The organism is Amycolatopsis sp. NPDC000009, from assembly GCF_055563465.1.
Genome location: NZ_JBVHDI010000023.1, coordinates 47,300 through 67,739, shown reverse-complemented (window position 1 = coordinate 67,739; position 20,440 = coordinate 47,300). Strand labels below are relative to the sequence as shown.

Below are 20,440 nucleotides of genomic sequence, written 5' to 3'. Positions count from 1 at the left end.
GGGTCGGTCACGAGGGTGCGGTACGGTCGGCAAGGCTGCCGCACGTCGCTGCCGGCTTCCGAGATGTCCCCTTCCCACGCAAGGACGCGGACGTCGACGAGGACAAGGGTCGATACCCGCCCAGGGGCGAGGTTGGGGACTCACGTGCAGCTCGACATCCTTCGGAATGTGGTCGATCGTGCCGGTCGGATGGCGTGGGCTCCGACCGTGGAGAGGCGATCATGACCAAGAACGCCGGCAGCAAGCGCCGCCATCGCGTGAAGGCCCGTGGCGGTGACGATTCCTACAGCCACGTCCGCAATCAGCGCAGCTGCCCGTGGCGCGAGAACGATCCGGACAGCGCGGGGCACGTCGGCGGGTTCGGCCCGGGTCTGTCGCGGAAAGATCTCGAGCGTGGCCTGGGTATGGCCGAGAAGGACTTCCGCTCGACCGACCCTTACCGCCGGGCCGAGGCCTACGCCCTTGCCTCCCGGTTGTACGACGAGCTGGCCAGGCATACCGACGATGCGACCTGGAAGCACGCCGCGCGCATGGCCGGACAGCGCCACGCGATCGAAGCCGCCCGTATCCGCTGGCAGCACCGCATCCCCACCATCACTTCCGGAGCACAGGCAGCGTTGCTCGGATTGGGCCTGTGCCACTCGTGTGGGCGCCCCTGGCAGGCCGGGCTGGAAGGCGCCTGCCCGGTCTGCCCGCGATTGCGGCACGGTGCGACACCCGTGTCGGTCGAGGAGGCCGAGCGGTTCGGGCCGGGCGCCGAGGTTGATCTCGTGGCGCTCCTTGCCGCGCGGCTGCACCGCAGCGAGGACGACTGACCGAGCCTCGTCGTTCCCCGCTGGGCCTTCCGCTCGGCGATGCGCGACTCGGAGCTGCCGGTGGACTCACGCGGCTGTGAACTACGCCGCGGGATCTGTTTCGCGACCCTGTCGCGAGTCTGGGCGATGGCCGGGCGTTCCACGATCCCGGGTTGACCCGGGGCGGCGTTCGCACGCGCCTACCTGGTCACCTCGGGGCAGTTTGGCGACATCGTGGTTCAGGAGATGTACCGCGAGCCCGGTGCCCACCGTGATCTCTCGTCGGTCCTGGCGAAGGGGAGTCGCCCTCGGCCCCCGGCCGCTACGAGACCCTGCTGGGCGTCGGCAGTCTCGACGGGTATCCCGTTTTGAGCTGCACCGCCTTGTGGGGCCGCCGACGAGATAGCCCCGGTCGCGCCCCGCGGCGTACCCGCGGATGCTGGCCACCGGCCTGTGCGACGCCCATGGCTGGACCCTGGCCAGGGCACCTCGCCGAACTCTCCGGCGTGCACGGGACCTGGTCCCTGCAGGCACTTCTGGCTGCGCTCGGCCAGCACGACATCCCAGCGGCCACGCCGACCTCACCCTGTCGAGCTGAGCGCCGGGCGCGCGCCGGCAGTTCCGTCACGCGCCTGACCGAGAGAACGACCGCACGCGATGTATCGACACCGTGGTTTCGCAGAGCGCATTCACCTGCATGACCGTGTTCACAGGTAGCGGCACCACCGTTGACGGGTCGGCCACGTGGTCGCGCGAAGCCTGCCTCGCGGATCGCGGACGCACTGGGCCAAACCTGCGGTTGCGACCCTGTGTCGGAGCCGTATCCAGCGACGGCTCCCGGTGGCGGACCCCGCACCTGCGTTCCGGTCCGTGTGCACCGCCCTGACCGGCGGCGACGTGAGTGGAGTCGATCGCGGATTCCGCCAATGCGCGATAGCGCAGAGCCAGACCGCTCTGCTACGTGATTCGACACGCTGCGGCAGATCGTCGGTATCACGCAAACGGTGCAATTGCATAATGGGACAGTCCGCTGGAAGCGGTAATTGCATGGGGGCGAATTCAATTGTGCGGGCGCAACGCGCTTTCGCCAAGATGGCTAATTCGGTATGATTGCGTCTGTGCAACTGAACGGCCGTCGAGTGCTGCAGACACTCGGACGGCCGCCCAGCCGCATCGACGAGGGCTACCGGCTACCTACGCGCCCATCTGGCGACTACCCGGAGTCCGATTGCCGCGAGCCTGGCAGCCTTGGCTGCCAGGCTCGCGCCGTCGTGCAGGAGCTCCACCGAAGTAGCTCCCACCTCCAAAAACGTCGCCAGAGCCTCGCAACTCCGCGCGCACCGCTTCTGGACCCGACGGTCCTCGTCGTCGGCACCTCGACTGCCCATCCATCACTCCCGGTTCCCGACCGGGCAGGGCCGCCCCGCCGGCTGCGGAGCTGGTCACCCCGCACCGGCGCCGCGCACGGGAATCGCCCGGAGCGGGTCGGCAGAGATGGTCAAGCAGATGGTGCCTGCGGGAAGAATACCGCAAAACTCGACGAGTGGACCATTCTGCCGATAGATGCGCGACACTTTTCAATGTCCATATTGATTGGCCTTTTTCCTGTTCCGGCCTGCGCAAATGTCACCGAAATGTCGCATGTTACCCGCTGGTAGATTCCAGTCTTCTAGGCGTGGGGACGGTCTCCCTGGCCGGGGCTGGCCACCGAGTGGACATCCGCCGTCGTCGCGACGTCGGTCTCGGCGACGGCGCGGGCGCCTGACCCACATGGACAAGGGGGTGCGGTGGCGGCCGAGACGTGTGCAGGCCGCTCAGGTGAGGGCGGCGTGAACGGAACGCCCAGGGGCTGCTTCAAGGGGAGCGGGATTCGCGCCCGCCGAACTCAAGCTGCGCTGGGCGGAGGCGAGGTGAAGAACTCGCCGAGCTCGTGCTGACGACCTCGGGTGTGCCGCTGATAGTGCCGCGGCCAGATCTCGTCTGGTAGCCACGCTGGTGTGCTGGGCGAGCAGGTGGTGGCGTTCTCGCACGCGGTCGCCGCGTCCAGTGTGCGGCGGCGGTGCTGCCACATCTCGGCGAGCGTCTTCAGGGACACCGCGTCGGAGTACTCCGCGGAGACGATCTGCGCTGCCCAGGCATGGAGAAGCGACTGCGCCAGGTCGGGTGCGGGCTCCGGTGCGGAGGGCCTGTTCATGCCTGAGATATCGCTGAACTGACGCGAAACGCAACAAAGGTGTTAAACCTCGCGTCGGCGCAGGGCATGCACGGCCCCGTGGGCCGTGACGGTGTGTGCGGCGGTCGAACGTCAGGCTGCCGGTCGCAGCGGCTGGTGAAGTCGCGGGCGACACGTCGCCGATCGTGCCAACCTCTCACGGACGGCGATGGCACGATCAGGGGGACGTTGCCGGTCCAGTTCACAGGAAGTCACGCGCCCGCCCGATGAGTCAGCCAGTCGCCGAACGCAGCCCGGTTCCGGGCATCATCGCCGCCGAGTTGCAGACCACCACGCGTGGCCACGGCGGGGGATGGTCGGGTCAGATCCGGACATGGCCGGGCAAGGTCGTCCCCGGCAACGACCGGCAGATCACCGCAGCGGTCCTGACCTTGATCGGGAACGCTCGCTGGCCCCGAGATCAGGCACGGGAGCTGACCGCGCTGTTCGCTCCGCTGTATCGGGCGGGGTGGTGCAATGAGGCGATCGTGCGGATGCTGGATTCCGATCCGGACGGAACGCGGCGGCCGCCGTGGCTGGTCGATCGCGAGACCCCGACGATCGGGCCGCTGACGATCTACCTCAACCGGCGGCTGCACGCCTGGATCCCGGCCGATCCCGGCGAGCAGGACGACACACGCGACATCACCCGTCCACCGGCCGTCCTGCCCGACCCGCCGGTTGCGGGCACCACGTTCCAGGCGTGGGCCGAACGCATGCACCTCGTCTACGGTGACGCGGAACGCCGCGCGCCGTCTATGCCGGGTAGTGCCGGATCGGCCCGGCGGCACGGCTTAAGCGGGCAGGCGAGTCCGCTGGAGCGGCGGCGGGAGGCGGTGCGACGGCGGCAACGCGCGCTGGGCGCGCTGTGGGAGCAGGGGGAACGCGGGCGGTACGAGAACGATCCCGCCATCACCGCGGACACCGCACTCTTACTTGATCCCGGCGTCTACGACGCGGTGCGGATCGCCGCACGCACCGGCCACCGTGCGCATCTCGCGCGGCTCCGCCGTGCGGTCCGGCTCGCTCGTCTCGACGCCGCCGCCCAGCCCGGACAGAACGTCGAGGTGGGCAGGGCCGCGGAGATCCGGCAACTGGCCCGGACGATCACCCGGCGCGACGGGTCACCCATCCCGCTGGGAAGCCTGGCACTACTCCTCGCCGACATGGCCTAGCTGCCCGGATCTCGACCGCACGAACTGCTCCGTCGCGTCCGGTTCGGCTGAAGGTGACGACGACCAATAGCGCTCGGCGTGGGTCATGTACTGCTCGGTCACGCTGGGGCCGGCAATCCTGTGCGGTGTCGGGTGTCCGGCCCGGTAAGGGTCGAGTCCGCAGGTCAGATCCGGGCGCAACGAGCCGCTGTGTTTTCGCAGGTCAGGAACCGCCCCTTCTGAGGTTGTGGCGTTGACCTGCGCAGTACATGGGTCACGCAGCGTCTATCACACACGGAGACCAGCGACCACGGAAGTCTCCGCGGTCCGGTCCGACGCAACGTGCGTGGCGGTTATCTGTGGAGCTGGCGAACGAAGCGGCTCGACGGCCGGCGCGACCCGCCTTCACCTGACGTCGTTCAGGCGTAGGGGCAGGAGCAAGCGCATACTCCGATCATGCCCGCGCCACGTCGATGCCTACCTGTGGGCGATGGTTTCGCCGTCCGGCCCGCGCTGCGGCACGCGAGATGCCTCAACGGGCACGACCTCGACCTCGTGGGCCGGAGCCGTGGCTGGGACACCATCCGGCACCTGGCGACCGGTTGCTGCGAACTGTGCCGTCAGCTGGGCTGGCCGAGGGCGACGTGGGTCGAGGTCGATCTCCGGTTCGCCGACGAAACACCAGGGCCGGCGCCTTCGGTGATCCTGGCCGCTGAGCCGCCGACGGTTCCCGGTGGGGTCGAACAGATCATGCTGCGGCTGCAGGGCACGACCGTGGCCGATTTGGACGTGCAGGTCTGCCAGACGGACCGCATCGGCGTCATCGAGCAAGTCCGGGTCGATGACCGGTACCTGCGACGAGGGTTCGGGACCGTGCTGGTGACCGCCGCGCTGGCGCGCGGCCAGGGCTACCGATGGTCGACCACGGCAATCACCGACAGTGCGGCGGCGGAGGCGTTCTGGGCAGCGCAGCAGCTGCCGGACGGCATGACGCTCGGAGATCCACGACGGTGCACTCATATGCTCGAAGCCTCGGAATTCGCGTGATCGAGCATCGTTGCCAGCCCGCGCTTGCGACAGGCGAACCGGCGACGCTGAGGGTATTACGCGCCACAGAGCCACAGCGGATGTGGGAAGCCGAGGTGATGGAACCGGCGCGACCGGCTTGCGCGCGGTCTCTGTGCCACCGCTCACTGCCGGCATTCAAGCTGGTTGTCGACGTGGACAGAGCGTCGGGGGGTGAGGATGTTGCCGTGATCAGCGGGGCACAGGCAGGTGCGCGAGCGCTTTGGTGATTTCGGTGACGAGGTGCTCGGGCTGCACCCCCAGTGCCACCTGCGCGGTCAGGAGTTCCCTGACTTGCAGGGTGTATCGCGGGTCCTCCCGGACCACTCCGAGCAGGAGCTGCACGGCCATGACCTGGGTCGCGAGTGGCTGCCCGGGTTCGATCAGCGCTGACGCCCCCGCGAACAGTTCGGCAAGTTCAGCCTCAGTCATGCGGGAAGCCCTTCTGTCACCGTGTGGGCAGCCACTGTCACCGCTCCCATCGTCGCGTACCTGATTGGCAGGGCAAGTGCTGGCCCACGCACGTCGTCGCGTTCTCCTGGTCTGGACGAGTTCACCGGTCTGGTGTGTCCGTGCGCTCGAGCGCGTACCCGATCTCGTAAAGGTGGCCTGGCAACGCGGTCTCGTTGACCTCGCAGATCCGTCCGTCCGGGCTGCGGGCGATCCGCCGCAGCCGCAGCATCGGCGCACTGGGCGGTAGGGCCCACAGTTCGCGCTCCCGCGCGGACGGCGGGCGGGCGCCGACTCGCTCCTCCATGTCCAGCTCCGCCTGCAGGTGCTCCTCCATCCGGTCGAGGATCCCGCCCGGCCCGGTCTCGGCCTCCGCGATGACGGGGAGCTCGTCGACCAGCCACGGAGGCAGGTAGCTGAGGGAGACGTGGTGCACCTGGCGGGTGTCGGCGTCACCCATCACACGATCGCGGATGACCACCGGCTGACCCGGTGCGGTCCCCAGCAGCACGGCAATATCAGCAGGAGCCGGTGCTGTCCGGACCAGCGGGTCCCTGACAGCGACCCAGGATTGTGCCGCCAGATCGAAGAAGTATCCCCGCTCGTCGCGGAAGATTCTGCGCTCCCGCACGATCACCTCGCGCACGGGCGCGGCCGTCACCACCGTGCCGCCGCCCACCCCGCGCCTCGTCTCGACCAGGCCCTCCGCGACCAACTCCCGCACCGCACGCTGGACCGTCTCCTTCGACGCGTCGAACTGGCGGGTGAGCCGGCTGAGCGGCGGCAGCATCTCACCCGGCTGGTACGTGCCGTCGACAATCGAGTCCCGCAGCTCCGCCGCGATCACCTCGTACGTCGGCTTCTTGACCACCACACCAGCCCCTCGACGCCGCCGGAACCAAAGTCCTAGGACTATTGCGCATCCAGGCCCGGCATGCAATTCTCAAAGTCCTAGGACTTTGAATCTGCGCTGGTATCCGGCCGGTACCTCGCACCACGTCGTGTACCACGTCCAGCGGGGGAGTCAGTCGTGTCCACCATCGTCTTGCCCAGCAAGCGGCCGGCCACTGCCCTCCGCGTTCAGCGAACCGCCGACCGGCGCACGAACCCCCAGAATCACCACCAGGCCGCGGCATCAGCCGTCACGCCCGATGTTCCCACCGAGGAGCGGAGCGACGCCGACCTGCTGCAGATCGTGCGTCACGGCGAGCCCGCCACGAGCGCGGCCGCCTACGGCGCCCTGTACCTGCGGCATCGCGCCTCGGCGTACCACCTGGCCGGGCAACTGGCCGGTCCGGACCACGAGGCCCACGACCTGGTCTCCGAGGCATTCCTTCGAGTGCTGGACATCCTGCAGGGCGGGGACCGTGGTCCGGAGGACGCGAGGTTCCGCGCGTACCTGCTCACCACCCTGCGGCACATCGCCTACGACAGAACACGCCGGGAACGCAGGATCACCTTCACCGCGGACGTCGAGACCACCGCGATCGACACCGGCAACCCGGGCGCGATCACCGAGCCGTTCCGGGACACCGCGCTCGCCGGCCTGGAGCGCCTGCTCGCCGTGCGTGCCTTCACCCGGCTCACCGAGCGGCATCAGGAAGTGCTGTGGCACCTCGAAGTCGAGGAGCTGACTCCCCTCCAGGTCGCTCCGATGATGGGGCTGACCCCGAACGGGGTGTCCGCCCTGGCTTACCGGGCTCGCGAACGCCTGCGGCAGGAATACCTTCAGGCGCATGTGCCCGAGCCTGACGAACGCTCGCGGGGCTGTCTGGCGACGGCGGCAAAGCTGGGCGCATGGGTTCGGGGCGGGTTGCAGAAGCGGCAAAGCATGCAAGTCGGTCATCACGTGAGCGGGTGCGGAGCCTGCCAGACCGTAGTCACCGAGCTGTACGGGGAAAATTCCCGCCTGAAACAGGCGGACGCGCCTGCCGACCTCGGCCTGACACTCGACGACCCGCAACCGCGTGTCAAGGGCAAGATCCGCGAATACCGCCCGCTGTGAACCCGTAAGGTCGAGGCGATGGTGTGCGTAGGCCGAGGTGTGGAGAGCGTGGCGAACGCGAACGGTACGAGAACGATCCAGCCATCACCGCGGACACCACCCTCCTGCTCGACCCCGGTGTCTACGACGCGGTGGTGATCGCGGCACGCACCGGCGATCGTGCGCATCTCGCGCGGCTTCGCCGTGCGGTCTGGCTCGCCCGTTCGACGCTGCCATCCAGCCGGGGCAGGAGGTCGGCGCGGGCAGGGCCGCGGAGATCCGGCAGCTGGCCCAGACGACCCCCCGCCCGCGACGGAAGCGTGATCTCGTTGGGAAGCCTGGCGCTGCTCCTGGCCGATATGGCATAGCCGTTGTCGGCGCCGGCACCAGTTGCTCCGCCGCCACCCAGGCGATCGCCCGGCTGGCGCGTCCGCACGAGCTCTCCGGCATCAGAGCGGTGCCTTGGCACGGACTGCTGCGGCCAGCTGAATCGGCTACACCGTTGCTGACCTTCATTGCCTGGCCCCTCACCGTCGCGTACCGCGCCTGTCGAAACAAGTGCGAGCGCGGTACGCGACGGCTGACTGGGCATCGCCGGTCAGAAGATGAAGTTCCAGACCTTTTCAGCGATGTTCTCGGCGCCGTGCCACACGTCGGCGATGGCGTGCTGGCCAGCCTCGAACACTTCCTTTACTCCTTGTTCGATCTTGTCTTTGACCACTGGTGGAAGGTCATCCCAAACTGCCTCGGCGGCGAGACCTACCGCGACTCCGGCGAGTGCACCGGTGGCGCCCGCGGCGAGAGCGACGCCGGCTGCCCCGGCGCCTCGGGCAGTGAGGGCCGTGTCGATGGCACGGCCGATGAAGCCGCCACCGAGCGATCCGGCGGTGTTGGTAACGATCGCTTTCCCCGGGGGTTTGCCCTGGGAGATGTCGAGCGCGATCGCGCCGATGGTGATGCCCTTGTCGAAGGCAGCCAGGCCGAACTGGCTGAGTTTCGCCTTTCCTGCCTTGTCACGCACGTCGGCGGCCTGGGTGCTGGTCTCGTCACGAATGCTCTCGTGGAGCGCGGCGTCAGGGCCGCCCCTGGCCTCGAGTGCGCGCTGCTGGGCGGTGACGCTCTGGTCGCGGAATCGGTCCGCTTCCGCGTCCAGCGCGGTGACGTGCTTGTCTACCAGGGACTTGGCGGCCTTGCCGACGAACTCGGGGGCGGTGAGGAACCACTTTTTCGTCGCTTCGTTCCAGATCCTTGCCGCGGTGACACCGTTATCAACGAGGACGTCGAACGCGCAGCGTGCTTCGGCGCGGGCTGCTTGATAGGCGTCGTGCATCTGCCTGTTCCGGAGCCTCACTGCGGCGTCGAGCTCAGGGTCGAGAAAACACATTGGCGGAGGACCGGGTTCGGCGATGACGCCGTCGGTGATGGTGAGCCCGGCTGTGGTGGCGATGTCCCGGGCGCGTCCCATCCTGGTTTGTGCTTCGCGCATGGCGTCGGCGAATGTTCCGAAGGAGTTCGCGACGCGGGTGGTCTCGGCGGTCAGATCGTCGATGCCACGGCGGATGTGTTCCGTCCGGGCACCGAAGGCCTCTGAGGCCGGTCCCGTCCAGGTGTTGCTGGTAGTCGACCTCGCCTGGGCGATGGTTCCGGTCGCTTCGTGGAGGGTCGCGGCGAGCCGTCCCCGGAGCCACGCCCCTGCTGCGGCAACGGCGTCGGGGTCCCCTGCGACCACGGTGTTGATCGGCATCGTTGTCCTCTCGGCTGGTCAGTTCGTCCACAGCAGCGACACCCGGTCGCGGGCTGCCCGGTCGGTGGAGCGGTAGGAGTCTGCGGCCGTGGCGACCGCGTCACCGACGGCATTGAGTCCGATCGCGACCTGCCCGGCGGCGGCGAGCAGGTGTGCGATGACAGCGCTCGCGTCACCACTGAAATCGCCGGCACCGGTCTCGTCCGGTGGGTAGGATTTCAGGCTCTCGACGAGTGAGCCTCCGTCGCGCAGCGATCCCGCCGCCGCGGCCAGGTTGTCGAACGGGATCTGGAGGAGGTCGTGGTTCATCGTCGACCTCCGCTGCGGGTACGGGCGTGGTGTGGAACGGGCAGGTCCAGCATCAGGACGTCGAAGGGCCATACCCGGTCCAGTTCGTCCAGATGCACGGTCTCCACGGCAGCCCAGGGCTGGGTGTGCCCGCAGTGGGCGGCGAGCCGGTCCAGCGCGGTGTAGGCGAGGAGCGCGACCCGACCGTCTCGCATCACGCGAGTCTGAATCTCGACGTCCCCGCCGGTCGGCTGTCGGACACACGGCACGTACAGCACCGGCGGAGCGAGCACAGGCGCGGTCGCCGCCCCTCGCGGCGCGGGCGGGAGAGGTTCCATGTCAGGTTCGAAAGTGGAGACCGGCCTCGCCATAGGTTCCGTAGCGGGCTGTGGAAGGCGCGCTGTAGTGAACCACGACGGATCAATAGTCATTGTCTGCTCCTTCAAAGCGATCAACGAATTCCGTCGATGAGGTTCACCGACGTTGTTCACGCATTCGGAATTCAGCTAGGAAATAGAGAAAATGGAGATGGGCGGTCGAGACGCCGCCTGAGGCGCGCCCTTCGCTCTAGCGCGTGCTGCACGCTGGCGGCGGGGCGGCGGGCTCGGCAAGAGTCTGCGGAGCGACGACCGCGGCGGCCGCGATGGCCAGTGATACGGAGCTCATGGCGATGAGCAGCAGGAACGTCAGCACCCGTCGTGCTGGTTCAGGCTCGCGCGCTACGGTCAGCAGGACGTCCCAACCGCTCGCCGTGACTTGTTTCGCACAAGTCGACGGATCGGAGCAGAGACAATGACGGCATCGACAGGTTACGGTGGACATGCAACCACCCTTTCTTCTGGTGAGCGCCGGACGATGAGGGACTTGCAACCAGGTGCCTCCTGTTCCCGCAGGGGGCACCTTTTTCTGTTCTCTTTCCCTTCAAGCATTACGCAAGTTTGCGCAGGTGGGCACCCCTTTCACACGGATATCGCAGTGCGTTTGCCATCTCACCCGGTTGCGAGCGCAAATGGCTACGCTTCGCATCGCTTGCTGGGCAGGTGTCCGTGGGACGGGAAGGTCCGTCACCTGAATGGTTGTAGGACTGCCCCGCGATGTGACGGGCGATGTGGTCCTGTTCGTCCTACTGGGCGAGTAAGGGCGTTCTTGCTGTTCAAGGGCTGAGGTGTGGTTGTCGACCTCAGACTACGAACCGTTTGCGTGATGGTCAAAGCACTGTCTGTAGATATCGTTTTGTCGGGGTGCCTTGCGCCGATGGCGAACGTCTGGCGGGTGGCTGATCGGTTCTTTGCTCGACGAGCTGGTGGGGACAATCTGCGTGCTGGAACCCATATTGGGCAGCCCGGCTGCGCTGGTGGGCGGTGCCGAAGGCCTTCGGAGCGGCCCGTGGAAGGGGCTGGGTGCATTACGTTCCGGAGTTGGGCGCTCCGTGGCGTGCTGTCTCCGACAGCTGTACCGCGCGTCTCCGGCCGCTGGGGTTACAGGTCGTCGTCGGTACCTTTCAGGCTCGGCCTGCTGCACGCGGCGGCGATGATCGTCGCGATAGCGGCGCCCAGCGTGGTGATGAGCTCGGGCAGTGTCTGCGCGATCTCGTGCATGTTGTCTCCCAGTTGACGTTGTCGGCGTCATCGTCAGACGGAAGGTCGCGCCCGGTGACGACGCGGGCGTGAGCGCGACGTTGATGTCGTCACGCGTCTGCCATATGGGTGAGTCGCCGCTCATCCGGGGAGCCGCCACCTCCAAGTCCCGAAGGTGAGTCGCTGGGAAGAGCCTTGCGACCAGCGGAAACGAACCCGTGGTGGCTGCGGGGAAGCAACAGCAGGGGGTGACGGCTGATGTTATGTCCGGCACGTTGGGGTAGAACGTCGTCCGAAAGGCGACCGATTCGTGAGCCAAAGTGTGGCTCGTCTCGCGCGGGCGCGGCCCGGACAGGCAGACGACAGCCGCGAACGATGATCGACAAGGGAAAGGCCGAGGCCGTGGCAGCGTTATATGCGCTCGTGGAGTAGTAGGAGAACGCTGTCGTCCGCCCGGGATCGATCGTCATGATCAAGACAGGTGCCGATCTCGTCGTATGGACCATCGGCGAAATGCAGGCCGCCGCGCTAGAGAAGCACAGCGAACTGCTGCGAGACCCGGTGGCGGCACTGAAGTTCCTGCGTGACCGCAATCATGTGCCTGAGCCGACCCGCGTCGAGCCCCAGACAGGGATGCGCTCAGCGGCTGACGAGGGGCGTCACCCGCCGCGGAACAGGGGAAGCCGCGATTCCCTCGAGGCTTACCAGCGCCGAGCGTCAGTGCGGACGACTTCGGTCATTCGTGCATATGACTCCGGACACCGGGGTTCGGAGTGGACGGTGTGCTGCGCCGATAGATCGGCCTGAACGGGCGACCGGCGGGTCCGTCCGGGTCCGTGTCCAGCTGCCCGGGCTTCAGTGGCGGCCGCGAGCGGTGGATCGGGGTGAACTCGCGGGTGGAGCGGCGTTCGGCGTCGGCGATGTACCAGACGAGGACTCCGCCGACGACGAGGACGGCGACCGCTGCAGCGGCCAGGGAAATCGCTGCTACCGCGATGATCGCGTCACGAAGGGACATGGGAGCTACCCGTCGCGCGATTCCGTGAGTGACAGTGAGTCGCCCTTGGCGAGCCGCCGACTGCGAACCTGTTCCGGCACGTCGACCCGGACTGGGGTGCTCTACTGGTGAGCGCATCCGGAGACTTGCGCACCAGTGACAGCATTCGCGAAGCCGGCCGGTCGGAGCTGTGCGGCGACAGGGCTCGCGACGCATGGCCCGAAAGGCCCGACGACCGTGCGCGGAGTTCGGAGGCGCCGTGCATTCGGTCTCCTGTCGGTGCTGTGCGTCGTGGAAGGGGTCGGCTGGGCGACCTGGCCGCGAAGTGCCGCGAGTTCGTGACGAGTGCGTAGTTGGCACTGTCGAGGCCGGTGAGCTGCAGTGTGCCGCGGTCCTCGGTCGTGGCCTGGACCGCTGTGTTTGGGCTGGCTAATCGCTGGCGCGGTCGCCGGAATGCCGATGCTTGTTCTCGATGTAGCGAACGGACCATTCAAACAACTGCTCGCGCGGCATTTCCAGAGCGTCGGCAAGCCGTATGATGATGGAGACGTTGCTGATGCCGTTGATGCCCTTTTCGATTTTGGAAAGAGTTGCATCTTTCATGCCCGCGCGTCGTTGTACCTCTCGCTGTGAGAGGCGGCGTTCACGTCGAACTCGGGTCACAAGCTCACCGAGCGGCACCGACACCTCGGTCTCGAGGTCCGCGAAAGTGACTCTCCGCGGTGTTGCTGAATCCTCTGTCATGGCAACTTCACCAAGCCTTTCGTGTCTCATCTTGTGGTGGTGACAGGCAGCGGCGCCGGGCGGAACTATTAGCTGCAGCCGACGGCGGCGAGTGCACGACGCGTCGCAAGGTCGTGCGGTACGACGCCGCTGCCCCCGATCTCGGCGCGGCCTGGGGACGGCCACCTGTCGTCTGTTCTGGTGAACCGCAGCGTGCCGCTGCGGGAGCCGATAAGCGTCACGACGTCGGCGGTGATGCTGAGCTGGGCGCCCGCATCGGTGAATTCGGTGCCGGTGAGGCACTTGCCGCGGTAGTCCCGGACCCCGGCCCACGTGTCCGGCGGGAAACCGGTGTCTTCGGGCAGGCCTGCGGTGACCAGGCCCAGGGTCACGAGCACCAGGATGGTGGCCGTCCACGCCCGCGGTACGGCGCGGCGTACCGCACTCAGGCTCTCCAGCGCCCACCCGACGGCGGCTCCGGCGACGCCCACCACCAGGACCGTGGCAAGCCACCAGGGCATGGGCAGGTAGAACGTGCCGCTCCAGGTCGCCAGCCCGCCGCCGGCGGCGAGCATGACTCCCCAACACGCCGAGGTGACCGCGCGCAGTGCTGCGACGTCGTCGCTGTCCCGGTGAGCGGTGGCGGGGCTGCGAGGGGCCAATACGTCGTGATCCGCGGCGTGGTCAGCTCGGCGAAGCAAGCGCGCGGAGCGACGGAACAGCGGCTGACGCATGTCAGCAGCGGGAGGCCGTAGGCGGCGCTTCTTGTGTTGCGGCGAACTTGCCTGTCTGGATTCGGCGGGGATGGGGAATGGGCTGGAATCGTTCATGGTGTTTCTCGCACCACCACAACGTCACTTCCTGCGCGCAGCGCTTGGTGGATCCGCTCCCGCAGCATCCTGGCCATAGTTTCGTCCGGGCACTTCATGGTCTTTTCGGGGCCTTCTGTTGCGGAGGGAAACGCCACTTTCAGGCTGATCCGTTTGTGGCTGTTGATCTGCTCGGCGGGTTCGTGGACGAGGACGCTGCCGGGCACGAGCATGGCCGCCGCACGGGGGTTGAGGACGGCCGCGTCGATCTGGGTGGTGGGCCGTCCGTTCGGTGCGGGGAAGTTCGTCGGGGTGTAGTTGCCGGCGAGTTCGGCCATGTGGCTGAACCCGACACCGCCGACGCGGCCGCCTGGTTTCCGTGTCAGCCACGCGCGCCGCCAGTCGCGTCGGCCGCGTCGCCATCGGCCGCACAGGTAGTCCAGGGCCTGGGTGTCGAACGGGAAGTCCCCTGGCACTGGAATCCCGTCCGGGAACAGCATTCGCGGCGCGTACTGGCAGAGTTCGGCGAAGTGTTCGGCGTAGGTCGGGGGTTCGAATTTCGGTCCGGAGGGGTGGCCGAACCAGTCGCCGAGGACGATGGTCGGTGGCTCGGTCGATGCACCGTAGGGGCGGAAGCGCTTCACGTCGTGGAGTCGCTCGTCGCCGTCGGGATGCCCGTGGAAGCCGAAGAGGATGAGGTTGTGGTCGGGACTGTCCCGTGGGGACAGGAGGGCGCGGTTGCGGTTGCGTTCGAGGAAGCCGGGTTCGTGCCCGCTGTCCCAGCGGTGTTTGTGGACCTGGTTGGCGTCGTACAGCAGCGCGGGGGCGATCTCGCCCCACTCGCGGGGGAGTGAGCCGGGGAGGATCACGTAGCTGCGGTCGCGGAAGATTGAATTGAGCGCGAGTTCGGCCTGTCCGGTTCCGTTGCCGCCGAAGTAGCGCCAGAAGTTCGCTTCGCCGATGATCCCGGCATCGGGGGTTCGGCCATCGGCGCCCAGCCGTTCGACCAGCCGGTCCATGTCGTAGACGGCGGACTGGTCGTGTTCTGCGCCTCCGTGGTCGAAGTTGAGGTAGGTCAGATCCCACTCAACGCTCACCTCTGCGCCTCATTCCTGTGGTGCGGCAGGACGTGCAGTGAGGCCGGTTCGTTCGGCCTTACGCGCGGGAGGACACAAGGCTGACTGGGCACGTCCCGGCTGCTGCATGCGCCGAAGAGCAGGCAGTGCGCGATGTCATGGGGGCGGAGGCGGCGTGCCTGGAGTTCTAGGTCGCCGAGCACCGTGGTGAACGGGAGACCGTGGAGGCCCATGCGCACGGGGATGCTGCGGTGCCGGTCGCAGCCGATCAGAGCCCCGCACGAGGAGAAATGGGCGATCCACTGCGGTCCGCGGCGATCGAGTTCCACCTCGAGTTCTTGCAGGTTGTCGTCCAAGGCGACCTCGCGGCGATCATGGGTATCGAGTGCGCCCTGGAAACTGCCTGGATAGGTGAGGACCGCGGTGGTGTGGGTGTCGCGGTCGACGATGGTCCAGCCACGCCGCTGGAGGTAGGCGACCAGTGGGGCCACGGTTCCGTCGTCCGGCGGTGGCAGTTCGTTGTGGCGGGTGGTGAGGTTCCGGCCGATGGCGGCGTGGAGCCGGGTACGTGCGTTGTCGAGGAGAGTCATGTCTTTCGGCGGTGTCTCGGAAAGGGGTGAAGGTGTTGCTGGGACGTGGCGGGATCAGGTCCGCGCGAGCAGTGGCCGGTGTGCGTGACCGGGTGCGGCTAGTCACTACCGGCGATGGTGGCGCGGATGAACGGAAGGTGAGTGGTCAGGTCAGTGACGACTCCGGGGAAGATCTCGGGCTCACCGTGGATTCCACGGCTGACCACACCGGTGAGGATGGGCGTGACGTTCGTGCCGTCCACGGGAAGCAGGAACACAGGGCCGCCGGAGTAGCCCGGGCGCATCGGGGCGTTCGCGATGTTCGCGACACAGGCGTCACCGGGGCCGGGCGCCATGCCGATGCAGGACTCCGGCCGGATGACTTCGGTGTCCACTCGCATGAGCTGCCCGGTTCCCTTACGTCCATCTGGCCAGCCGTATGCGGTGATGCGCTGGCCGACGCGGAGACCGTGGAAGTCGTGGATGTCCGGGAGTACGGCTGGCTCCGCGTCGACGGGTTCAGTGAGGTGTACCAGGGCCAGGTCATTGACCGGACCCCAGAGGACCGACCGGTTCTTCATACGGAATCGGTTGGTGACGACCTTGTCGAATCGGTGCACCGTTCCGGTGCCCAGTTGCTGTCCTCCGATCCGGACGTAGAGGTCCAGGTCCTCGAATGTGGGCGCGTTCTCCGGGCGCCAGATGTCACCGAAAACATGACCGCAGGTGAGCAGCCAGTGTGGATCGATTACGACGGCGGCACTGCGGTATTCGTCGACCAGCATCTTCGTGACGTCGCAGTTGTACATGAAGCTCGCGATCCACGGAGTCTCGTCGGTGGTCTCTTGAGCTTGTGGTTCGCACGTGAGCTTCTCGAGATCTTCCTTGTAGTAGCGCAGAGGTTCGGCGAATTCGGGGTTGAGCTCTGTGTGTGGCACGGGAGTTTCCTGTCGTGGGTCGTGTTCGAAATGCGATGTGGTGGTTGTGGTGCAGCGGTATTCGAGTGGCGGAGCTGGGCTCTGGGACTGACTTGCAGCATCTGTTGTGCGGGTTGGATGTCCACAGGGGCGACAGGCAGGGAAGGGCAGCCTTCGCCCGAGTCGGAGCGGCGGCGATGCGGGGTTAGTCGCAGCCGGCGGCAGCCAGGGCGAGACGCGTGGCACGGTCGCGCGGGACGACACCGCGTCCCGCGATCTCGGCGCGGGCCAGGGACGGCCAGCCGTCCGCGGTTCTGGTGAACCTCAACTGCCCGCCCTGCGACCCCACGATGGTGACGACATCGGTGGTGACGCTGAGCGTGGCGGACCGATCGGCGTATTCGGTGCCGGCCAGGCAGCCGCGTCGGTAGTCCCGCACCCCGGCCCAGGCGTCGGAGGCGAACCCGACATCCGCCGGCCGCCCTACGAGGTTCAGCGCGACGGTGACGGACACCAGGAACACGCACGTACTCAGGCACAGCAACGGGTTGCGGAACAGTGCGAGGTCCCCGAACGCCCACACCATTGCGGCCGCGGCGAGACCTGCCGCCAGGACCACGACAGGCCACCAGGGCATCGGCAGGTAGTACGTACCGCTCCAGGTCGCCAGCCCGACGTTAGTGGCGAGGACGACGCCCCAGATCACGGCCGTGATCACGCGCGTCACGCGATGGCTGGTGCCGCGGCCTGGGTGCTGGCGAGCAGAGCGGCGCCGGGGGAATGTTCGGTGGTTGCGTACGCGCGTGGCCCGGTCGGTGGGCCGGGCGAGGCGTCGGATCACCGGCCGGTCCCGGTCGGCGGCGGGCGGCCACAAACGGACTCTCCCGTACTGCCTCGCCCGCGACAGCCTGCTGTCGCCGGTGGCATCCGGGCATGGGGCATGTGGGCTGGGATCGTTCACGCTGTGCTCCTATCCTTGCCGCAGAAGCGGAGTTGGTGCCACAAGAGGGGGAGTTCGGGCATGGTGGTGTCGGCCGGATGAGACGTTGTCGTGCACGTCGCGGTCGGTGGGATGCCGGCTGCGCGACGTCGCGGATCCGGCTGTGGCCGCGAGGTGTTCGCAGTCGGCGGCGGAGGAAGATCACGACCGGTAGGGTCATGGCCACGATGGCCGGAAGGTGTCCGGGGCGAGCAGACCGGTGCCCGGTGCTCACGCGGCCTCACCCGCCATCGCGGCGATCGCGGTCGCGGCGCCGCCGAGGTCGGGGACCGACGTGGCGCGGGGATCCTGACGCAGATCGGCAGGCAGGGTTTCCCGGGTGGTGACCAGGATCGCGGCGGCGCAGCCGGCGGCGAGCGCGCCGCGGATGTCGTCGTCGACGCGATCACCGATATGTACGATCTCGCGGACACTGATGCCGTGCGTGGCGGCGATGGTGTTCCAGCCGTGGGGTTGGGGTTTGCGGGAGCCGAGCTGGTAGCTGGCGAACACTCCGTCCAGATACTGTCCACAGTGGAGTTGGAGGTCGTCGAGCCGCCGTGGCCCGGCGATACAGGACACGTTCGTCAGCGCGACCACGGGCGCGATCGCGGCCAGCCGGGACAGGGCGGCGAGCGTGCCCGGGTAGGGCGTGAAACCTCCGGTGTGCCAGGCTTCGGGCCAGGCGTGCTCGGGGATGAGCAGAAGTTCGCGCACGTGCCGGGCGATCCCGCGAGTTAGCTCGGGGGTGACGTGCAGGAGGGTCCGGTCGACCTCGGCGGCGTACGCGGGCGCCTCGGCGATCTCGCGGAGTAGGTCGGCGGTGCCGGGCCGGTCGAACTCACCGAGTGTGTGCCCGACGTCGACGGTGATCAGCACGGGGACACCACGCCGGAGGTGGTGGCGGTGATCCAGGCCAGGTGCGCGGTGATGTCGGTGAGGATCATCGGTACCGCGTAGGGAAGTTGCTCGACCGGGCCGTGGCTGATGAGACCGACTACCTCGGGCGCGCTGTCGTCCGTGGTGTCCGGCAGCGTGACGACGGGGTACCCGGAGAACCCGGGGCCGAGCACATGATCTTCCGGGATCGCGGCACAGAGCTCGCCGTGACCGATGAGTTGGTTCATGCCGCTGCGGGGATCGACGATGGTCGAGTGGAGCTCGTGGAGCACGCCGGGGCCGTCGTTGCCGCCCGGCCAGCCGAAGCTCTTCACGTTCTGGCCCACTTGGGCGGGGGTCGTCGCGAGTCGAAGAGAGGGCATGTCGACTGGATCGACGAGTTCGACGAGGCAGATGTCGCCGGGGGGACCGGGAAGACGGCCCGGACGCCGGGGGTAGAACGGGCCGGGGACGGGCGTGTTGATGCGGCGCACGGTTCCGGCGTGCAGCTTTCGTCCGCCAATGCGGGCGGAGAAGTCCTTCTCGGCCAGCGGCGGCTCGTCCCGTTTGCGCCGATCGTCGCTGAAGATGTGCGCGCAGGTCAGAACCCAGCGATCGGAGATCAGCACACCACCTCCGGCGAGACGGTTCATGCGCTCTGGCCTGGTGGGTGCGTCGTAGTAGAACGCGACCGACCAGGGAACGCCCACGTCGGTGGGGCGGAGGGTGGGCTGGGCGGCGAGCTCGTCGAGGGAGGCCCGGTAGAAGCGGGCGCTGTCGCCGCCGGGGATGGCTTTGCGGAGGATCTTGAACATGACAATTCCTTGATGACGTGTCCGGTGTCGGACTTCGGGCTTGATCTTCGGCGGCGGCAGGGAAATCGTGCGGTCGTGGCGAGCTTTCGGGGGCTCACGGGGTCAGAGCGGATCGGTGACCGCCGGAGCTGGACGGTCACCGATCCGCTGTGGACCTATCCCGCCAGGGTCAGGTCCGCCTGCGTGACCTGCGTGTTCGGGTCACGCTGGTACATGGTGCGGATCATCCAGACCAGGAACCGCGGCTCGGCGACCTTGGTGTAGATCGTGGAGCTGACGCAGGACTGTGTGTGCGACCGCGACCCGAGTCCGATCAGGACCCAGTCCCTCCCGTGCCGCTGCAGGGCGCCGCCGCCGGAATCGCCGGCACACGCGGTGCCGCCGCCCGGGGAGGTGCCCAGGCAGGTCTCGCCACGGCCGATCCCCGATTCGGCGCAGTCGCCGTCCGGGGCGATCGGGACGTCGAGCTGCCGCAGCCACTGGGGTGCCGGGGCACCCCAGTGAGACGGGTCCGGGTCGGTCATGCCCCACCCGATGATCCGGGCCGGTTTCCCGGCGAGCGGGACGCCGAGCTTCGCCGGCTTGACCATCCATCCCGGGACCGGGTGATCCAGCTGGATCAGCGCGATATCCCAGATGTAGCCGCCCGCGTCCGGCATACCCCACTCCCAGCCCTGCGGAAGCGAGATCGACGCGACGCGGCGGACGGCGCCACCGGAATGCCGGTCGGTCGAGCCGATCCGCAGCGTGTACTGGGACGGATCCTGCGGTTCCGCCTGCGTCCCCACCCCGACCCGCCGCTGGGGCGGCGCTTGCTGGAACGCACGCCACGCCAGTTCACCCACCCGGTCCGCGCGTTGCGGCGCCGGATCCATGATGGACAGGCAATGCGAAACCGTGAGCACGAACGACGGGTGGATCAGCGCACCGTTGCAGGTGTGCCAGTCCTTCACTCCGTTCTTCAGCAGCTGGATCGACCCGGCACCGGCATACGCCTGCGGGGCCAGTTCGCCGCCGACGATCATCGGCGACACATCGTCGCCTCCGCTGTCGATGGCGGCCGGGCTGGTGGTGCTGGCGGGCACGGCCGTGGCCGCACCGTGGTTCCCGCCGTCGGCGGCAGCGACCGGCGCGGCACCGAGGCCGGTGGCGAACAACGCCGCCAGGGCGACCACGGCGACGCGCAACCCGCCACGGCGGCGGGTTCTCGAACTTGATGCTGTCACTGTTTCCCTTCTCTGATGGTGCTTCCTGACGCTCTCTGCAGGTGTGCGGGGAGCGCGACTGTGGGCCACCGGATGGCCGCGGTGGCGGCGTGCGGCGAAGTCGGCCATTGGGCGGCGCTCGCCGCACCTGGCGCGGCCACGGTGGACAGTCCTTTCCGGACGACACGAGGCTCCGCACGGGG

General features: G+C 67.8%; 21 protein-coding genes. 5 read left to right on the top strand and 16 right to left on the bottom strand.

What is annotated here, in order from left to right; all coding sequences use genetic code 11:
• Nucleotides 1-221: 221 nt before the first annotated feature.
• Nucleotides 222-815, top strand: coding sequence for a hypothetical protein (locus ACZ3HL_RS38075; protein ID WP_465536392.1), 594 nt, complete (start codon nucleotides 222-224; stop codon nucleotides 813-815).
• 1,864 nt (nucleotides 816-2,679) lie between these two features.
• Here the strand turns inward: ACZ3HL_RS38075 and ACZ3HL_RS38070 are convergent.
• Nucleotides 2,680-2,988, bottom strand: a complete 309-nt coding sequence (locus tag ACZ3HL_RS38070; RefSeq protein WP_465536391.1) for a hypothetical protein — start codon at nucleotides 2,986-2,988, stop codon at nucleotides 2,680-2,682.
• A gap of 245 nt (nucleotides 2,989-3,233) precedes the next feature.
• On the opposite strand from ACZ3HL_RS38070, the gene ACZ3HL_RS38065 reads away from it, so the two are divergent.
• Together ACZ3HL_RS38065 and ACZ3HL_RS38060 are read left to right on the top strand one after the other, a co-directional pair.
• Nucleotides 3,234-4,181: a hypothetical protein gene (locus ACZ3HL_RS38065; RefSeq protein WP_465536390.1), complete on the top strand. Its 948-nt coding sequence runs from the start codon at nucleotides 3,234-3,236 to the stop codon at nucleotides 4,179-4,181.
• Between the two features lie 435 nt (nucleotides 4,182-4,616).
• Nucleotides 4,617-5,207, top strand: coding sequence for a hypothetical protein (locus ACZ3HL_RS38060; protein ID WP_465536389.1), 591 nt, complete (start codon nucleotides 4,617-4,619; stop codon nucleotides 5,205-5,207).
• A 210-nt stretch (nucleotides 5,208-5,417) separates the two neighbouring features.
• Here the strand turns inward: ACZ3HL_RS38060 and ACZ3HL_RS38055 are convergent, their stop codons facing one another.
• Both ACZ3HL_RS38055 and ACZ3HL_RS38050 read right to left on the bottom strand, forming a co-directional pair.
• Nucleotides 5,418-5,657 carry a hypothetical protein gene (locus tag ACZ3HL_RS38055; RefSeq protein WP_465536387.1) on the bottom strand — a complete coding sequence of 80 codons (240 nt, stop codon included), beginning with the start codon at nucleotides 5,655-5,657 and terminating at the stop codon, nucleotides 5,418-5,420.
• 121 nt (nucleotides 5,658-5,778) lie between these two features.
• Nucleotides 5,779-6,549: a GntR family transcriptional regulator gene (locus tag ACZ3HL_RS38050; protein ID WP_465536386.1), complete on the bottom strand. Its 771-nt coding sequence runs from the start codon at nucleotides 6,547-6,549 to the stop codon at nucleotides 5,779-5,781.
• Nucleotides 6,550-6,705: 156 nt separating this feature from the next.
• On the opposite strand from ACZ3HL_RS38050, the gene ACZ3HL_RS38045 reads away from it, so the two are divergent.
• Both ACZ3HL_RS38045 and ACZ3HL_RS38040 read left to right on the top strand, forming a co-directional pair.
• On the top strand, nucleotides 6,706-7,680 hold the full coding sequence (locus ACZ3HL_RS38045) for an RNA polymerase sigma factor (RefSeq protein WP_465536384.1): 975 nt from the start codon (nucleotides 6,706-6,708) through the stop codon (nucleotides 7,678-7,680).
• Nucleotides 7,681-7,703: 23 nt separating this feature from the next.
• The gene (locus ACZ3HL_RS38040) at nucleotides 7,704-8,027 is read left to right on the top strand and encodes a hypothetical protein (protein ID WP_465536382.1); all 324 of its coding nucleotides are present in this window, start codon (nucleotides 7,704-7,706) and stop codon (nucleotides 8,025-8,027) included.
• A gap of 230 nt (nucleotides 8,028-8,257) precedes the next feature.
• Here ACZ3HL_RS38040 and ACZ3HL_RS38035 read toward each other — a convergent pair whose 3' ends face one another.
• The 13 genes from ACZ3HL_RS38035 to ACZ3HL_RS37975 all read right to left on the bottom strand — a co-directional run bounded on the left by ACZ3HL_RS38035 (nucleotide 8,258) and on the right by ACZ3HL_RS37975 (nucleotide 20,258).
• Nucleotides 8,258-9,403: a WXG100 family type VII secretion target gene (locus ACZ3HL_RS38035; RefSeq protein ID WP_465536380.1), complete on the bottom strand. Its 1,146-nt coding sequence runs from the start codon at nucleotides 9,401-9,403 to the stop codon at nucleotides 8,258-8,260.
• Between the two features lie 18 nt (nucleotides 9,404-9,421).
• Entirely contained in the window at nucleotides 9,422-9,712 is a 291-nt protein-coding gene (locus ACZ3HL_RS38030) for a hypothetical protein (RefSeq protein ID WP_465536378.1), read from the bottom strand.
• A complete protein-coding gene (locus ACZ3HL_RS38025; protein WP_465536376.1) occupies nucleotides 9,709-9,906 on the bottom strand; it encodes an SAV_915 family protein in 198 nt (65 codons plus the stop codon). Before ACZ3HL_RS38025 ends, ACZ3HL_RS38030 begins: the two co-directional genes overlap by 4 nt.
• A gap of 2,098 nt (nucleotides 9,907-12,004) precedes the next feature.
• Nucleotides 12,005-12,286 carry a hypothetical protein gene (locus tag ACZ3HL_RS38020; protein WP_465536374.1) on the bottom strand — a complete coding sequence of 94 codons (282 nt, stop codon included), beginning with the start codon at nucleotides 12,284-12,286 and terminating at the stop codon, nucleotides 12,005-12,007.
• Nucleotides 12,287-12,694: 408 nt separating this feature from the next.
• Nucleotides 12,695-13,009 carry a helix-turn-helix domain-containing protein gene (locus ACZ3HL_RS38015; RefSeq protein WP_465536372.1) on the bottom strand — a complete coding sequence of 105 codons (315 nt, stop codon included), beginning with the start codon at nucleotides 13,007-13,009 and terminating at the stop codon, nucleotides 12,695-12,697.
• A 68-nt stretch (nucleotides 13,010-13,077) separates the two neighbouring features.
• Nucleotides 13,078-13,563: a hypothetical protein gene (locus ACZ3HL_RS38010; RefSeq protein ID WP_465536370.1), complete on the bottom strand. Its 486-nt coding sequence runs from the start codon at nucleotides 13,561-13,563 to the stop codon at nucleotides 13,078-13,080.
• 251 nt (nucleotides 13,564-13,814) lie between these two features.
• Nucleotides 13,815-14,894, bottom strand: a complete 1,080-nt coding sequence (locus ACZ3HL_RS38005; protein ID WP_465536369.1) for a hypothetical protein — start codon at nucleotides 14,892-14,894, stop codon at nucleotides 13,815-13,817.
• Nucleotides 14,891-15,463 carry a hypothetical protein gene (locus tag ACZ3HL_RS38000; protein ID WP_465536368.1) on the bottom strand — a complete coding sequence of 191 codons (573 nt, stop codon included), beginning with the start codon at nucleotides 15,461-15,463 and terminating at the stop codon, nucleotides 14,891-14,893. Before ACZ3HL_RS38000 ends, ACZ3HL_RS38005 begins: the two co-directional genes overlap by 4 nt.
• Before the next feature lie 98 nt (nucleotides 15,464-15,561).
• Nucleotides 15,562-16,380 (bottom strand): trypsin-like serine protease, encoded by an 819-nt coding sequence (locus ACZ3HL_RS37995; RefSeq protein ID WP_465536367.1) that lies wholly within the window; start codon nucleotides 16,378-16,380, stop codon nucleotides 15,562-15,564.
• Nucleotides 16,381-16,564: 184 nt separating this feature from the next.
• Nucleotides 16,565-17,086, bottom strand: coding sequence for a hypothetical protein (locus tag ACZ3HL_RS37990; RefSeq protein ID WP_465536365.1), 522 nt, complete (start codon nucleotides 17,084-17,086; stop codon nucleotides 16,565-16,567).
• A 483-nt stretch (nucleotides 17,087-17,569) separates the two neighbouring features.
• On the bottom strand, nucleotides 17,570-18,217 hold the full coding sequence (locus ACZ3HL_RS37985; protein WP_465536364.1) for an HAD family hydrolase: 648 nt from the start codon (nucleotides 18,215-18,217) through the stop codon (nucleotides 17,570-17,572).
• Entirely contained in the window at nucleotides 18,211-19,032 is an 822-nt protein-coding gene (locus tag ACZ3HL_RS37980) for a trypsin-like serine protease (RefSeq protein WP_465536362.1), read from the bottom strand. Before ACZ3HL_RS37980 ends, ACZ3HL_RS37985 begins: the two co-directional genes overlap by 7 nt.
• 155 nt (nucleotides 19,033-19,187) lie before the next feature.
• Nucleotides 19,188-20,258 (bottom strand): S1 family peptidase, encoded by a 1,071-nt coding sequence (locus tag ACZ3HL_RS37975; protein ID WP_465536361.1) that lies wholly within the window; start codon nucleotides 20,256-20,258, stop codon nucleotides 19,188-19,190.
• Nucleotides 20,259-20,440 lie beyond the last annotated feature (182 nt).